At 72.2% G+C, this 15,608-nt stretch carries 13 protein-coding genes; 8 read left to right on the forward strand and 5 right to left on the reverse strand.

All coding sequences use genetic code 11. The features are described from left to right. Positions 1-1,829 (reverse strand): helicase-associated domain-containing protein (locus tag KME79_RS37110; protein ID WP_219550097.1); only part of this gene is annotated, 1,829 nt, incomplete at its 3' end. Positions 1,830-1,874: 45 nt separating this feature from the next. Between KME79_RS37110 and KME79_RS37115 the strand changes: the two genes are divergently transcribed. Then, positions 1,875-2,687, forward strand: coding sequence for a hypothetical protein (locus tag KME79_RS37115; RefSeq protein WP_219550099.1), 813 nt, complete (start codon positions 1,875-1,877; stop codon positions 2,685-2,687). Here KME79_RS37115 and KME79_RS37120 read toward each other — a convergent pair. Beyond that, positions 2,678-3,349 carry a TetR/AcrR family transcriptional regulator gene (locus KME79_RS37120; protein WP_148035118.1) on the reverse strand — a complete coding sequence of 224 codons (672 nt, stop codon included), beginning with the start codon at positions 3,347-3,349 and terminating at the stop codon, positions 2,678-2,680. The genes KME79_RS37115 and KME79_RS37120 overlap by 10 nt on opposite strands. Positions 3,350-3,490: 141 nt before the next feature. On the opposite strand from KME79_RS37120, the gene KME79_RS37125 reads away from it, so the two are divergent. Beyond that, positions 3,491-4,111, forward strand: coding sequence for an HAD family hydrolase (locus KME79_RS37125; RefSeq protein ID WP_219550101.1), 621 nt, complete (start codon positions 3,491-3,493; stop codon positions 4,109-4,111). Positions 4,112-4,202: 91 nt separating this feature from the next. Then, positions 4,203-4,598 (forward strand): cold-shock protein, encoded by a 396-nt coding sequence (locus tag KME79_RS37130; RefSeq protein ID WP_148035117.1) that lies wholly within the window; start codon positions 4,203-4,205, stop codon positions 4,596-4,598. Positions 4,599-4,600: 2 nt separating this feature from the next. On the opposite strand, the gene KME79_RS37135 is transcribed toward KME79_RS37130, so the two are convergent. Further along, positions 4,601-6,121, reverse strand: a complete 1,521-nt coding sequence (locus KME79_RS37135) for an MFS transporter (RefSeq protein WP_246641065.1) — start codon at positions 6,119-6,121, stop codon at positions 4,601-4,603. Positions 6,122-6,333: 212 nt separating this feature from the next. Between KME79_RS37135 and KME79_RS37140 the strand changes: the two genes are divergently transcribed. Beyond that, positions 6,334-7,134: a DUF3027 domain-containing protein gene (locus tag KME79_RS37140; protein ID WP_219550103.1), complete on the forward strand. Its 801-nt coding sequence runs from the start codon at positions 6,334-6,336 to the stop codon at positions 7,132-7,134. 58 nt (positions 7,135-7,192) lie between these two features. Next, the gene (locus KME79_RS37145; RefSeq protein ID WP_219550105.1) at positions 7,193-10,222 is read left to right on the forward strand and encodes a sacsin N-terminal ATP-binding-like domain-containing protein; all 3,030 of its coding nucleotides are present in this window, start codon (positions 7,193-7,195) and stop codon (positions 10,220-10,222) included. A 253-nt stretch (positions 10,223-10,475) separates the two neighbouring features. On the opposite strand, the gene KME79_RS37150 is transcribed toward KME79_RS37145, so the two are convergent. After that, on the reverse strand, positions 10,476-11,942 hold the full coding sequence (locus KME79_RS37150; protein WP_219550107.1) for an alpha/beta hydrolase: 1,467 nt from the start codon (positions 11,940-11,942) through the stop codon (positions 10,476-10,478). Positions 11,943-12,035: 93 nt separating this feature from the next. Next, entirely contained in the window at positions 12,036-12,245 is a 210-nt protein-coding gene (locus tag KME79_RS45755; protein ID WP_308249189.1) for a DUF2530 domain-containing protein, read from the reverse strand. Between the two features lie 82 nt (positions 12,246-12,327). Between KME79_RS45755 and KME79_RS37160 the strand changes: the two genes are divergently transcribed. From KME79_RS37160 to KME79_RS37170, 3 genes are all read left to right on the forward strand, one after another. Continuing rightward, positions 12,328-13,770 carry an NCS2 family permease gene (locus KME79_RS37160; RefSeq protein WP_261808916.1) on the forward strand — a complete coding sequence of 481 codons (1,443 nt, stop codon included), beginning with the start codon at positions 12,328-12,330 and terminating at the stop codon, positions 13,768-13,770. 142 nt (positions 13,771-13,912) lie between these two features. Next, entirely contained in the window at positions 13,913-14,341 is a 429-nt protein-coding gene (locus KME79_RS37165) for a MarR family winged helix-turn-helix transcriptional regulator (protein WP_246641068.1), read from the forward strand. Between the two features lie 23 nt (positions 14,342-14,364). Beyond that, positions 14,365-15,594, forward strand: a complete 1,230-nt coding sequence (locus KME79_RS37170) for an MFS transporter (RefSeq protein ID WP_148035110.1) — start codon at positions 14,365-14,367, stop codon at positions 15,592-15,594. Positions 15,595-15,608 lie beyond the last annotated feature (14 nt).

Below are 15,608 nucleotides of genomic sequence, written 5' to 3' on the forward strand. Positions count from 1 at the left end.
CGCAGGCGCAGCGCCGCCGACCGCCGGTCGGCGGTGATCTGGTCGAGCAGCGCCGGGTCGTCGCAGCGGACGTAGGCGCTGGCGGTGCCGACGCGGATCCGGCCGTGCCGCCGCGCCACGTCGGAGACGAGGTACGACAGCGCCTGCGGGACCGGCGTGGCGGAGTGGCGCTCCAGCATGACCAGCAGCTCCTCGGCGGCCTGGCCCGCGTCGAGCGCGCGTCGCACCGAGCTCTCGCTGAACCGGTAGACGGTCGCGCCCCCTTTGGACTCCACGTCGGCGGCGAGCGTCATCCAGCGGTTGAGCTCGCTGGTCAGCGGGCCGGGCGCGACCGCCGTCAGGTCGGCCTGCAGCAGCACGTGGTCGACCGGCTCGGGCAGCAGCGGGGCCAGCACCGGCGCGGCCTCCGCACCGGTGATCAGGGCCCGCCCGTGGCCCGACAGCACGCCGAGCCCGGTCAGGCCGAGCTGCTCGGCCTCGCGCAGCGCGAACTCGGTCAACTGCTCGCGCAGCGGCCCCCGGCGGCGCGGCTGCTCCCAGGCGAGCCGTTCCAGCACCGAGTCGTGCGCCGGGGCGAGCCCCGGCGCGGAGGCCAGCACGCCCATCGTGGCCTTGCGCACCCCGGCGGCCGACGAGCGGCGCAGATCGGGGTGGAGAGCGTTGAGCGGCTTGTCGCGATCGTCACGCTCGCCGACCAGTCCGGGCACCCGGTCCATCGCCAGCCAGGCCGCGGCCAGCGCCACCCACCGGTCGGCGGTCGACCTGACCCGCCACAGGTCGTAGCCGCTGGTCGGCAGCCACTCGCCGTCGACGCTGCCGCCCGCCGCGATCAGCCCCGACGCGTACGCGACCTCCACCACCAGCGCGGCCACCCAGTCGGGCAGGTCGAGCTCGCCCGCCGTGCGCTTCATGTCGCGCACGCCCAGGCCCCCGGTGCGCAGCACGCCCGGCGGCTCGATGCTCCAGCGCTCGCACAGCTCCTCGACGGCCCGTACGAACGCGAACGCCTGCCCGGCGGCCGTGCGGTCGGCCAGATCCTGGCCCCGGGCCGTGCCTTCGAGCGAGGGCGGCAGCGCCAGCAGGTCGCGGTGCACCCGCCCGCCCCGCAGATACAGGCCCACCTCGCGGGGCAGCGTCACGCTCTCCTCACCCGCCGCCGCCAGCAGGCCGCGGGCCAGCAGCTGCTCGATCGGCGAGCGGGCGGAGGCGACGCGCACCTCGCGCCTGGCGTTCGGCACCCGGCCGGTGGGCGGGCCCCACGCGAGCTGCTCCAGCGCGGCCCGCGACTCCGGCGGCACCTCCTCGATCAGCTTGCCCGGCTCGGCCAGCGCCGCCGCCAGGCGCTCCCGGCCGGACCCGGTGGTGCCCGGCGCGACGTCGTCGGCCATCTCGTCGAGCTGCTCCGGCGCATGGTGGCGGAACGCCACGTCGGCGGGCGGGCCCAGGCCGGCCGGGTCGTCCAGCACCTTGCGCACGCCCGGGGCCAGGTCGAGCGCGCTGTCGGGCCCGTACACGAGCCCCAGGTCGCGCAGCCGGTCGAGCGCGGACGTCAGCGCCGGCTCCGGCTTGCCCGCCGCCAGCGCCGCCGCGACCGTCTCGCGCAGCGCGGTCTTCCTGACCGGGCCGTCCCGGACGGCGAGCGTCTCGACCACGGCGAGCGTGAAGCGGTCGAGCCGGTCGAGCACCCGGGCGATCGCCGACGGGCTGCTCGCCCGGGCGGCCAGGCCCTCCAGATGCGCCGGCACCGGAGTGATCAGCTCGGGGCGCGCGGTCACCAGCGCCCGCAGCTGCTCGTCGGTGCGCCCCCTGATCCACTCCGTGAACTCCATCGTTGCCATGGTATGTCCCTGCTGATTGGGGCAGCATTGCTAGGCGTGATAGAGCGAGCCGACCAGCTGATTCTCAACTACGTCAGCAAGGCCGCCGACGCGGCCCACGGCGTGCTGAGACCCGAGCAGCGGCTCGACTTCACCAGGCGGCTGCGTACCAGGATCGAGGCCGAGCGGCGCGGCAGCCAGAGCGCCAAGGACGTGACCAGGCTGCTCGCCCGCTTCGGCGACCCGGTGCTGCTGGTGGAGCGCGAGGCCCGCCGCCTCGCGGAGACCGCTCCCCTCGAAGCCGCCGCGGTCGCTCCCGTGGGGGAGGAGGCCACCGCCGCGTTCCCGAAGATCCGCGACGACGTGCCGCCGGGCGTGGCGCGGAGCAGGCGGGAGGCCGAGCGGCGGCTGGCCAGGGAGGCGCGCGGGCTGCCGTTCGCGGGGTTCCGCAGGGCCGCGATGTCGGTGGCGAACCCCATGGTCACCGAGGGCAGGGACGCCAGGACCGTGGTCAAGGAGCACCCCCGGGAGGTCGCCGCGCTGCTGGTGCTCGTGGTGGCCGCGCTCCTGGTGCCGTTCGACCTGGCGCCCGTGGCGATCTTCCAGGTGCCGGTGATCGCGTGGGCGGCCGGCTCGGCGATGGTGATGTTCAGCGACACGTGGGCGCTGCGCGACCGGCTGATCGGCATCGGCTCCCCGTTGCTCGGCTACACCGCGGGCGGGCTGATCGTGGGGGGTCTGCGGGTCGGCGGCGAGCCGGGGCTGGAGGCGTTCGTGGTCGAGTTCTTCAACGCCAGCGGCGTCATGTTCATGGTCGGCACCGGCGTGAGCGTGGTCTGGCTGGCCTACCGGCTGGTCGATCAGGAGTGAACGGCCGCGGGCGACGGCAGCAGCCCGACGGCCAGCCGGACCCACGCCGCCACGAACTGGTCCTTCTCCGTGTGCCCGGGCGTCTCGCCCACCGTCTCCTGGAACAGCCGGTACTGCACGACGGCGCCGCCGAGCACGGCCGAGATGCCCTGCCAGTCGACGTCGGCCGACCGGTATTCGGGCTGGGCGTGGAACCAGGTCACGATGGCGTCGAACATCGGCTGCAGCAGCCCTTGCCGCACCACCGCCACCAGCTCGGGGAACTGGCTCAGGTCGCGGAAGAAGATGCGGGTCAGCTCCGACTCCTCGCGCACCTTGGCCAGCCCGGCCCTGCACAGGTGCGACAGCCGCTCCTCCAGGTCCTTCGAGGTCTCCATGGCGCTCAGCTCGGCGAGGCTGCCGGCGACCTGGCCACGGGTCCTGGCGGCGTGCTCGTTGATCGCCGCCGACAGGACCTCGTACTTGGACTTGAAGTGCCGGTAGAGCCCGCCGGCGCCCGGTGAGAGGCCAGAGGCGGCCTCGATCTCGGCCACGGACGTGGCGGCGTAGCCGCGTTCGGCGAAGAGCCGCAGAGCCTCGTCGATGATCCGCTCGCGCGTGCTGGTGGCGGCGGCCTTCGCGGGCGTGCTCCCGGTGGCTCCCGTGCTCGGCGATCTGCTCATGTCGTTTCTGATACCTCCGCAGTGGAGGGTAGTCGCCGGCCCGCGGGGACCTTGACAGCCGGGCAGGAACCCTTCCGATGACTACGGTCCCACGACCCGAGCCGTTACGCGTATCGGGAGGTTCTTTGGCATCCTTCAGGTGTGGCGACTTCGGTGGGATTCGACCTGGACATGACACTTGCCGACACTCGGAACGGTATTGCTGCCGTCTATGACGAGTTGTCGGCCCGGCTCGGCGTGCCCATCGACAGCCGGAAGATCGTGACCAGGCTCGGCCCGCCGCTGGAGACGGAGCTGGCCAACTGGCTGCCCGCCGGGGAGATCGCGGCGGCGGCCGACCTCTACAGGGAGATCTATCCCGAGGTGGGGGTGCCCGTGCACGTCGCGATGGAAGGCGCGCACGAGGCCGTCGCGTGCGTCAAGTCGCGCGGCGGGCGGGTCATCGTGGTGACGGGCAAGAACCTGCGCGACGCGAGAAGCACGGTGCGGCGGCTCGGGCTCGACGTGGACGACGTGGTGGGCTCCGTTTTCGGCGCGGACAAAGGAACCGCGCTCACCGCTTTCGGCGCCGCCGCATATGTCGGCGACCATGTCGCGGACATCGAAGCGGCGCGGGCCGGAGGCGCGGTCAGCGTCACGGTCGCCACCGGGCCCTACACCACGGCCGAGCTGCGCGACCACGGGGCCGACGTGGCACTGGGCGATCTGACGGAATTTGCCGATTGGTTCGCCGGTTGGCAACGGAGTCGTGAACTCGTGTAATTCACCGGCATTTACCCGGTCGCTCTGCCGCGCTACGGGGCATAACCTACATCCATTCACCTAATCCACGACGTTCGAACGAGGTCCTCCTGTGCCGAGTGGCAAGGTCAAGTGGTACGACGCCGACAAGGGGTTCGGTTTCCTCACCCGCGACGACGGCGGTGAGGTCTTCGTGCATTCCTCCGCCTTGCCGGCCAACGCCGGGCCTCTCAAGCCCGGGCAGAAGGTCGAGTTCGGCGTGGCCGAGGGCAGGCGCGGCCAGCAGGCGCTCTCCGTGCGGATCCTGGAGCAGCCGCCGACGCTGGCCAAGACCAAGCCCAAGGCCAAGCGGAAGAAGCCGGACGAGATGGTGGTGATCGTCGAGGACCTGATCAAGCTGCTCGACGGGTTGTCCACGTCCTACCAGCGGGGCAAGCACCCTGAGGCCGCGCACGCGAAGAAGGTCGCGGTGGTGCTCAGGGCCGTCGCCGACGACCTCGACGTCTAGCTTCAGGGCGGGTTCGTCAGCGGTTTGGTCCGGTCGAGAGGCTCCGGCGGGGCGTACGGGGCCGTCTCGGCCTCCGCGGCGGCCTCCCGCGTCCGCTCCTTGGCCGCCCTGACGCGGGCGCGGCGTCGTACGACGAGCCAGCCCAGCGTGACGGTGAGCACGCACGCGAGCGTGACCAGCCCGGCCGCGCTGCTCTCGGTGAGCGACAGCCCGAGCCCGATCAGGCCGCCGAACACCCAGGCGAGCTGGAGGAACGCCTCGACCACGCCGAACGTCGACGAGCGCACCTCCTCGCCGATCTCGCGCTGCACGATCGCGTCCAGCGCGAGCTTGCCCAGCTCCTGGGCGAACGCGGTGACCAGCGAGATGGCCACCGCGGCCCAGAGTCCGAAGAGGATCGCGGTCACGGTGGCGGTCACCGCCGTCGTGGCGAGCGTCAGCAGGACGAGCAGGCCGGGCGCGTGGTTGCGGGTCCAGTTGGCGATCACCGCGCCGGCCAGGCCGCCCAGCCCGGCCGCGAGCGTCAGGACCGCGAGGGTCTTGGTCATGTCGAAGAACGGGTCGGGCGCGGGCGGCGCCAGCCACGGCACGACCTTGTCCTGCACCAGGAAGAGCAGGAAGAACAGCAGGAATCCGGAGAACAGCCGGATGGCGACGTTGGCCCAGACCGCCTCGGCCACCGCCGGGCCCACCTGGAGCAGCGTCCGCCAGCGCGGCGCCCTGCCCTCCTCGGAGGTCTCCTCCTCCAGGTCGGGCGAGTCGACGTGGCGCGGCAGCCGCACCGCGAACACCCCGGCGGCCAGGAACACCACCATGGCGACGCGCAGCATCGTGGCGCTGCCCAGCCAGAGCGTCAGCCCCGCCCCGACCGGCACCATCACGCCCGCCGTCACCAGAGAGAACAGCGCGACCCGCGCGTTCGCCGAGACCAGCGTGATGTCGGCGGGCAGCACGCTCGGCATGATCGCGGCACGCGACACGTTGTAGGCCTTCGACAGCACCAGCACGCCCAGCGCGCCCCCGAACAGCGTCAGCAGGTCCTGCGGGCCGACGGCCGCCGCCATCGCGAAACAGAGCAGGCCGCGGCCGAACAGCGTGCCGGCCATCACATAGCGCCGGCCCGACCTGAACCGGTCGAGGATCGGCCCCACGAACGGCGCGAGCAGCGCGAACGGCAGCATCGTGATGACCAGATAGAGCGCCACCGGGCCGCGGGCCTCGCCGACGGGCACCCCGAAGAAGACGGTGCTGGCCAGCGCGACCGTGACGAGCGTGTCGCCGGCGCTGTGGCCGGCGGTCAGCTCGATCAGCCGGCCGAGGCCGGTGCGGTCGGCGCCGTTGGCGTGGGTGAGGCGGCGGGTGGCCCGGCCGACAGACCGCGCCGCGCCCGCGGTGGCCTTCCCGGCCCGCGCGGTGCCGCCGGCGGTCGCCTTGCCGGCACGCGCGGTAGCCCGGCCCGCGTCGGCGACGCCGCGCCCCACGCGCCGGGAGAGGTCGCGCGCTCGCTCCCAGCCTCCCTCCACGCTTACCAGTCTTACCCGATCGCCCCTCCAACCCTCACCCCCGCTTTCGCACCACTTGCGGTCATCTGTCGCGTCAGGACGCAAATCTTGTGGCGGAATCCGGTGTTTCGGGGAAGCGGCAGGCGGGAATGCGGGCTAGTCGGCCCCGGCACGGTCAGCCATGGGAGAGAATGAAGTGTGAGCGAACAGCACCTTTCGGCGGAGGCAGGCCGATGAGCCGTGCCAGGACCCGCTCCGCCGCGCCCGACCAGGCCTGTGTCGCCGCCGTTGACCTGGCACGCGACGCGGCCCAGGAGCTGGCGCGGCCGGGTGAGCCCGGCGAGCACCTGGGCTACGAGAGCGAGGGAGACCGGGTCGTCACCCACTACTTCGCCTGCCAGGACCGCGCCTATCGCGGCTGGCGGTGGGCCGTCACCGTCACCCGGGCGTCGCGGGCGAAGAAGGTGACGGTCAGCGAGGCCGTCCTGCTGCCGGGTTCCGGCGCGCTGCGCGCTCCCGAGTGGCTGCCGTGGAGCGAGCGCCTGCGCCCCGGCGACCTGGGCGTCGGCGACCTGCTGCCCACGCCGGAGGACGACGACCGGCTGGTGCCGGGTTTCGCCGAACTCGACGACGAGGCGGAGCAGCAGACGATTTTCGAGTACGGCCTGGGCCGGGCCCGTGTGCTCTCGGCCATCGGCAGAGACCGGACCGCCAGGCGCTGGCATTCCGGCGAGCACGGGCCGCACACACCGATCGCACACGCCGCTCCCGCGCAGTGCTCCACCTGCGGCTTCTACTGGCTGCTCGCGGGTGGGCTCCGGCAGCTGTTCGGGGTCTGCACTAACGAGTACGCGCCCGACGACGGCAAGGTGGTCGCCGCCGACCACGGCTGCGGCGCCCACTCGGAGGCGGCGGTGCTGCCGCCGCCCGTCGAGCAGGCCGTGCCCATCCTCGACGACCTGGGCTTCGACCTGATGGAGGAGGAGGCGGGCTCGGTCGGCGAATCCGACTCCGAAGAGCTCGGCCACTCCTGACGGTGCGGGCCGCTAGCCTACGGTGGCCCCGTACCGTTCGACCCCAGGATCGTGACCGATGACCGACACCTTTGGCACCGACCGGATGCGAGCCGCCGTGCTCGCCGCGTGGACGGCCTCGCCCGCCCGGTTCCGCGAGGACGCCAACGCCGAGGAGGACTTCGCGCTCGGCGGCTACCGCGACCGCCTGATCGTCGAGCTGGCGCAGAACGCCGCGGACGCGGCGCTGCGCGCGGGCGTGCCGGGGGTGCTCAGGCTGACGCTGCGCGGCGGTGTGCTGACGGCCGCCAACACCGGCGCGCCGCTCGACGCGACCGGCGTGGAGAGCCTGGCCACGCTCCGCGTGTCCGGCAAGCGTGACGAGGCGGGCGCCGCCGGGCGGTTCGGCGTCGGGTTCGCGGCCGTGGTGACGGTCTGCGACGAGCCGGTGATCGGCTCCCGCGGCTCCGGCTCGGTGCGCTGGTCGCGCGCGGAGACGGCCGAGCTGGTCGCCTCGGTGCCGGAGCTCGCGGGCGAGCTGGCCGCCCGTTCCGGCCACGTGCCGCTGCTGCGCCTGCCGTTCGAGGACGGCCCGCTCGACGTGCCCGACGGGTTCGACACCCTGGTACGCCTCCCGCTGAAGGACGACGCGTCGGCCCTGGCCGTCCGGCGCATGCTGGAGGAGGCGAGCCCGGCGCTCCCGCTGGGCATGCCCGCGCTGTCCGTGATCGAGATCGACCTCGACGGCGAGGTCCGCAGGGTCACCGCCGACGGCTGGCACGTCGTCTCCGAGTCCGGCGAGTTCGCGCCTGAGCAGGTGGCGGAGCTGTTCGCCGACCGGCCCACCGAGGAGCGGGCGCGCCCGTTCTGGTCGGTCCGCTGGGCGGTCCCGCTGACCGGCATCGGCGAGCCGGGGCCGCTGCCCGCCGCGGTGCCGCCGGTCGTGCACGCGCCGACGCCCAGCGACGAGCCGATCGACCTGCCCGCGCTGCTCATCGCGTCGTTCCCGATGGCCACCGACCGCCGCCACGTGGCCAAGGGGCCGCTGGCCGACTTCCTGGTCGAGAAGGCCGCCGACGCCTACGTCCGGCTGCTGGAGGAGCTGCCGCGCACTCCCAAGCTGCTCGACCTGGTGCCCTCGTACATGGGCAAGGGCGAGCTCGACGCGCGCGTCCGCCGCGCCGTGCTCCAGCGCCTGCCCGACACCCCGCTGCTGCCCGCGCTGTCGGCACCCGCGCCCGCCGTGCGGACGCCCTCGTTCGCCGACGCGGAGGTCTACGAGCCCGACGCCGAATGGCTGGTCGAGCACCCGTCGCGGGAGCCGGGGGAGGACGGCTGGGTCGTCTCGGGCCGCGAGGCCGCCGTGGTGGCCGGGTCGGGCGAGCTGCTCGACGCCGTCGCCGCGTTCGTCCCCGGGCTGCTGCCCGCCGGCTGGCCCGCCCGGCATCCCGCGATGACCTCGCTGGGCGTGCGCAGGGTCGAGCTGTCCGACGTGGTCGACCTGCTTTCCGGCGAGGCGGTGGAGGGACGCGAGCCCTCGTGGTGGCGCTCGCTCTACGAGGTGCTGCCGGCCGACGACCCCGAGTCGCTCGGCGCGCTGCCGGTGCCGCTGGCCGACGGGCGGCTGGTGCGCGGCCCGCGCGGCACGCTGATCCTGACCGACGGCGGGTCCGCGCTCGACCTGACGCCGCTGGGGCTGCGCATCGTGCATCCGGAGGCCGCTCACCCCGCGCTGCTGCGGCTGGGCGCCGCCGAGGCCACCCCGCGCACCATCCTGGACGACCCGATCACCAAGGCCGCCGTCGCCCAGTCGCTCGACAACCCCGACGCGGGGCCGGTCGCGCACGCCGTGCTGTCCCTGGTCCAGGCGGCGGGGCTGGCGCCGGGCGAGGCGCCGTGGCTGGCCGAGCTGGCGCTGCCCGGCGCCGACGGCGAGCTCTACCCGGCGGGTGAGCTGATGCTGGCCGAAGGGGCGCTCGCCGGGCTGCTGGAGCCCGACACGCACCTCGGCGTGGCCGCCCGCGAGCTGGAGGAGACCTACGGGCCGCGGGTGCTGGAGGCGGCGGGCGTGCTCGACGGGTTCGCCGTGGTGCACGACTCCGACGTGCTGCTCGACCGCGACGAGTGCGACCACGACCTCGACGGCGAGGACGAGTGGCTCGACCACGTGCTCGACCTGCTGCCGGAGCTGGACGTGCCGCCGGTGGTGCCGGAGTTCGCCGCCGTGCGCGATCTGGAACTGGTCGCCGACTGGCCGGCGGCGCTGCGGCTGCTGACCCGCCCGCCGCTGCGCGCCGCCCTCCACCCGCTGCGGATCGAGGGCGTCGAGGTGCCCTCCTACACCGCCTGGTGGCTGGCCGGCCATCCGGTGCTGGGCGGGCGCAGGCCGCGCGAGCTGCGGCTGCCCGGCGCCGACCCACTGCTGCAGGGCCTGTACGCGGACGCGCCGGAAGGGCTGGACGAGGGGGCGCTGGCCATGCTCGGCGTGCGCGGCACGCTCGCCGACCTGCTCGACTCCCACGGCGGCCCCGAGGAGCTGCTCGACCTCATGGCCGACGAGTCGATCGAGGTCGACCGGGCGCAGCTGCGTTCCCTGTGGGTGGCGCTGGCGGCGGTCGAGCCCGATCGGGTGGCGCCGCCGTCCCGGGTGCGGGCCGTGCTCGGCGGCGACATCGTGGTGGCCGCCGCCGAGGACGTCGTCGTGGTGGAGGCGCCCGACCTGCTGCAGCTGGTCACCGACCGGCCGCTGGTGCTCGCTCCCTACGACCTGGCGGAGTCCCTGTCGGAGCTGCTCGACCTGCCGCTCGCCGGCGAGGTGGCGGCCGGCGAGGTCACCACCGCCGGCGAGACCCGGCAGGTGCCGCCCCAGGTGCGCTCCCTGCTCCCGACGGCCCCCGAGACCTACGTCGAGCACGAGAAGTTGCTGGTGGACGGCGTGCCGTGCGCGTGGCGGTTCTTCGAGGGCGCCGTCCACTGCACCGGCCTCGACGGCCTGGCCCGCGGCCTGGCCTGGGCCACCGGCCAGTGGAACGACCGCCTAGCGGTGGCCGCCATGCTCCGCGACCCGTCCGCGGTCCCCCTGCTCCTGGCGGAGGCGGACCTGTCCTGAGCTCCTGGAGGAAGCGGAACCGGTCCTGAACTCCTGACGGAGGCGACCTGTCCTGGCGTCCTGGAAAGAGGCGGGCGTGTGGCGATCCGACCCACGCCCGCTCCGGCCCGCTCTCCGGACCTACGGTGGGCCGGGCAGGCCGAAGGCTTGCTGACGGCGCCCAGCCCGAGGGGGTTCCCGAGAAGCTTTTGACTTTGGCAGGAAGCTCCGGCGTTTCTGGCCGGAAGCTCCGCACCGACCTCCGCGATTCGGATCATGCGGCGGGACAGGCGGCACCGGACTCGGGCATCGTGCCCTTCAACAGGTACGCGTCCACCGTGCGGACGACGCACGTGCTGCCGCTCAGGTAGGCGCCGTGCCCCTCGCCCTCGTAGGTGACCAGGACGCCGGTCTTGAGCCGGTCCGTCAGCGACACCGCCCATTCGTACGGTGTGGCGGGGTCGCCCTTGCCGCCGATGACGACGATCGGGGCCGAGCCGGTGGCGTCGATGTGCTTGGCCTCGTCGCTGCCCTCGGTGGGCCAGTGGGCGCAGGCGCCTGAGGTGCTCTCGACCGACATGATGGGGAAGATCTTCTCGACCTGCTCGTTGAGCGCGGCCATGTCGGCGGCTGTCGGCCGCTGGGAGGTGTCGGCGCAGCTGATGGCCTGGAGGCTGGTCATCATGGTCGAGTAGGTGCCGTCGGGCCTGCGGCCGGTGTAGCTGTCGGCCAGCGCCAGCAGGGTGGTGCCGTCGCCCTTGAGCGCCGCGGCGACGCTCTGCTCCAGCATCGGCCAGGTGGCCTTGGCGTACAGCGGGGTGATGACGGCGAACTGGGCCAGGCCGTAGGTGAGCTGCCGGTCGCCGACCTTGAGCGGCTTCTCCTTCAGGTCGTCCATCAGCGCTTCGACGGTCTGGCGCGCTTCGGCGGGGGACTTGCCGAGGTCGCAGCCCTGTGCGACGCAGTCCTTCGCGAACGCCTCGAAGGCCTGGGCGAAGCCCTTCATCTGGGTGAGCGCCCGCTGCTCGAAGGTGACGTTCGGGTCGTAGGCGGCGTCGAGCACAAACCGGCCGACCTTCTCGGGGAACTTGGTCGCGTACACCGAGCCGAGGTGGGTGCCGTACGAGAGGCCGAAGTAGTTGAGCTTGTCGTCGCCGAGCGCGTCGCGGATGCGGTCGAGGTCCTGGGCGGCGTTGACGGTGCCGACGTGCGGGAGCACCTTGCCCGAGTCGGCCTCGCAGGCAGCGGCGAACTCGCGGGCGGCCTTGTCGGGGTTCTTCCCGGCGGCCGGCGACATCAGCTCCTCCACCTTGCCGCCGCACTTGACGCCCGCGCTCCTGTCGACGCCGCGCGGGTCGAAGCTGACCAGGTCGTAGGCGCTGCCGGGGCCGGCGAAGGCCTGCCTGGCGAGCGCCAGCGTGTCGACGCCGGAGCCGCCGGGGCCGCCGAAGTTGAAGACGAGCGAACCGAGGCGGTCACCGGTGGCCTTGATCCGGATGAGGGCGAGGTCGATGGTGTCGCCGTCGGGCCGGCTGTAGTCGAGCGGCACGGCGAGTGTGCCGCATTCGAGGGCCGGTTCTGGGGTCATGGTCTTGCCGTCGGGCCCCATGAGGTCGGTGCACGCCTGCCACGCCACCGCCCCGGTGTCGCGCGCGGCCGGCTCGGCGGCGGGCTTCTCGGCGGCGGCGCAGCCGGTCGCCGCCAGGGCGAGCACGAGGGAGGTGAACAAGGTCCTTTTCATGCCATCAAGCATGGAAGGGGAGGCGTTTGCTCAGGTAGTGCAAGGAAACAGCAGTTCGGGGTGACTCCCGTAAGCGGCGCGGGATGACAGATGTCAGCGGCGGAGCCGGTGGACGAACCACATGCCGAAGAAGCCGAAGCCCACGCCGGTGACACACGTCCAGATCCACCAGGAGTTCTCCGGGGCGGGCGGGAAGATCAGTAAGGCGACCAGGGCGATCGCCCAGAGGCCGGTGCCCACGGCGATGGTGGCGGTGTCGTTGGTCTCGATCGGCTCGGGGTCGGGGTGCCACTGCTGCGTCACAGCATCCAGCCTAGCTTCCAATCGCATCTCGATACGGTTACCAGCACTTTTGGCGAATCGTCCCAAGTGTCACAGTTCGCCCGTGAGTGACTCCCGTACCGCTATAGACCGGTATTTCTCCATCACCGAACGCGGCTCCACCGTCTCCCGTGAGGTGCGCGGTGGCCTGGCCACGTTCTTCACCATGGCGTACATCGTGGTGCTGAACCCGATCATCATCGCCAACGGCAAGGACATCCAGGGTGAGGTGATCGGCGACGGCACCACGCCCAACGTGGCGCTGGTGGCCGCGGGCACCGCCTTCGTGGCCGGTGTCCTGACCATCCTGATGGGTGTGATCGCCCGGGTGCCGTTCGCCCTGGCCGCCGGGCTCGGCCTGAACGCCTTCGTGACGTTCAACATCGCCCCGCTGATGACCTGGGAAGAGGCCATGGGCCTGATCTTCCTGGAAGGCATCGTGATCGGCATCCTGGTGCTGACCGGGCTCAGGGTCGCGGTGTTCCGTGCCATCCCGTCCCAGCTCAAGACCGCGATCAGCGTCGGCATCGGCCTGTTCATCGCGCTGATCGGGTTCGTCGACGCGGGCTTCGTGCGCCGGGTGGCCGCCGGGCCGCCGCTGGAGATGGGCATCGGCGGCAACCTGTCTTCCTGGCCGATCCTCGTCTTCGTCATCGGCCTGCTCGCCACCGCGGCGATGGTGGCGCGCAAGGTCAAGGGCGCGATCCTGCTCGGCATCGCCGGCACCACCCTCATCGCGATCGTCGTCGAGGCGCTGACCGGCTCGGGCGCGTCCTCGCCGGAGAACCCGGACGGCTGGCAGCTGAACGTCCCCGCCTGGCCCAGCGAGGTCTTCGGCTTCAACAACCCGCTCGTGCTGTTCGCCGAGTTCGACCCGTTCGGCGCGTTCAGCTCGGCCGGGCTGCTGCTCGCCGTGCTGTTCGTGTTCACCCTGCTCATCACCGACTTCTTCGACACCATGGGCACGATCGTGGGCGTCGGCCGCCAGGCGGACCTGGTCAAGGAGGACGGGACGCTGCCGCGTACCCGTGAGATCCTGCTCGTCGACTCGCTCGGCGCCGTCGTCGGCGGCGCCGGCTCGGTGTCGTCCAACACCACCTACGTCGAGTCGGCAGCGGGCGTCGGGGAGGGCGCGCGGACCGGCCTGGCGAGCGTGGTGACCGGCGCGCTGTTCCTGGTGGCGATCTTCTTCGCGCCGCTCGTCCAGATCGTGCCGTACGAGGCCGCGGCGCCCGCCCTGGTGGTGGTCGGCTTCCTGATGATGACCGCGATCCGCGACATCGACTGGACCGACTACGAGATCGCCATCCCGGCGTTCCTCACCATCGTGCTCATGCCGTTCACGTACTCGATCTCCAACGGCATCGGCGCCGGCTTCGTCTCGTACGTCCTCATCAAGGTCGTCCGCGGCAAGGCGCGCGAGATCCACCCGCTGATGTGGGCCGTCGCGGCGTTGTTCGTGCTGTACTTCGCGCTCGGCCCGATCAGGGTCATGCTCGGGCTCTGACCAGGAAGTACGGGCCGCCGTCCGCGAGGACGGCGGCCCGTTGGGTATCAATGGGTGAGACGGAATGTGGCTTGGGAAATTTCTTGACCGCGGCTATAGTTAGCAAAGGTAATGACGCATGCTAACAAGACCTCAGTCCCGGATGGACCTGCGAAGCGACGCCGGTCTGGCTTCCGCGTTGCGCGTTTCCCTGGCCAGGCTCAACAGGCGGCTGCGCAGGCAGGCCGCGGCGCACCCGCTGACTCCCACCCAGTTCGCGACTCTGGCCGCCGTCGAGCGGCACGACGGGATAACCCCTGGCGAGCTGGCCGAGCTCGAAAAGGTGCAACCGCCCTCGATGACCCGCGTGATCGCCGGGCTGGAGGAGCGCGGCCTGGTGTCGCGCAGCCCGCACCCGAGCGACCGGCGCCAAGTGACCGTGACCGTGACCGACACCGCCAGGAAGCTCCTGAAGGAGGAGCGGGCGCGCAAGGAAGCATGGCTGACACGGCAACTGAAGGAGCTGTCGCCGGAGGAGCGGGCGATTCTCCGTCAGGCGGCTCCGATCCTGGAGAAACTCAGCAGGATCTAGAGCCTGAAGAACCCAGGACCGGGATGTTCCGGTCGCTCAGGATTCGCAACTACCGCATGTTCGCCATCGGCGGCGCGGTCTCCAACGTCGGCACCTGGTTGCAGCGCACCGCCCAGGACTGGTTGATCCTCGACCTGACCAACGGCAGCGCCGCGGCCCTCGGCACCGCCACGGCTCTGCAGTTCCTGCCCATGCTGCTGTTCGGCATGTTCGGCGGCGTGCTGGCCGACCGCTACCCGAAGCGGCCCCTGCTCATCACCGCGCAGACGCTGATGGCCACGCTGGCCCTGGCGATCGGCGTGCTCACGATGACCGGCGCCGCCCAGGAGTGGCACGTCTACGTGATGGCCTTCACGCTCGGCATGATCTCCTGCGTCGAGGTGCCGACCCGGCAGGCGTTCGTGGTCGAGATGGTCGGCAGGGACGACCTGCCCAACGCCATCGCGCTCAACAGCTCCAGCTTCAACCTGGCCCGCGTCGTCGGCCCGGCCGTCGCCGGCATGCTCATCTACATGCTGGGCGGCACCGGCCCGCTGTTCCTGATGAACGCGCTCACGTTCGCCGCGGTCATCTCCAGCCTGGTCTTCATGCGGAAGGCCGAGCTGCGCCCGTCGGACCCGGTGCCCAGGGCCAAGGGGCAGCTGCGCGAGGGGCTCAGGTACGTGCTGCGCCACGAGAAGCTGCTGATGCCGATCCTGCTGATCGCCTTCGTGTCGATGTTCTCGCAGGCGTTCTCGATGTCGATCGCGCTCATGGCCCGCGAGGAGTTCAAGGCGGGGGCCAACTCGTTCGGCCTGGCCTCCAGCATGTTCGCCGTCGGCGCGCTCGCCGGGGCGCTGCTGGCCGCCCGCAGGGTCACGATCTCGCGCAGGATGCTGTTCGGTGGGGCGATCGGCTTCGGCGTGTTCCAGATCGCTGCCGGGCTGGCTCCGTCCTACCTGTTCTACCTGGTCCTGCTGGTGCCCGCCGGCGTCGCGCTGATCACGGTCAACACCGCCGCGAACGCCGCCGTCCAGCTCGCCACCTCGGCCGAGATGCGCGGCCGCGTCATGGGCATCTACATGCTGGTCTTCGTCGGCGGCTCGCCCATCGGGGCGTCCCTGGTCGGCTGGCTGTCGGAGCTCGGCGGACCGAGGGCCGGCGCCGTCCTGGCCGGCGGGTTCGTGCTGGCCGGCACCGCGATGGCCGTCCTGGTCACCAGGATGATCACCGGGCGGGTGGCGCGGCGGCGGGCGGTGCCTGCCACCACCTGAGGCGGGACACACTG

Origin of the sequence: Nonomuraea harbinensis, from assembly GCF_019396385.1 — a bacterium.
In the GTDB taxonomy this organism is placed as follows: Bacteria; Actinomycetota; Actinomycetes; order Streptosporangiales; family Streptosporangiaceae; genus Nonomuraea; species Nonomuraea ferruginea.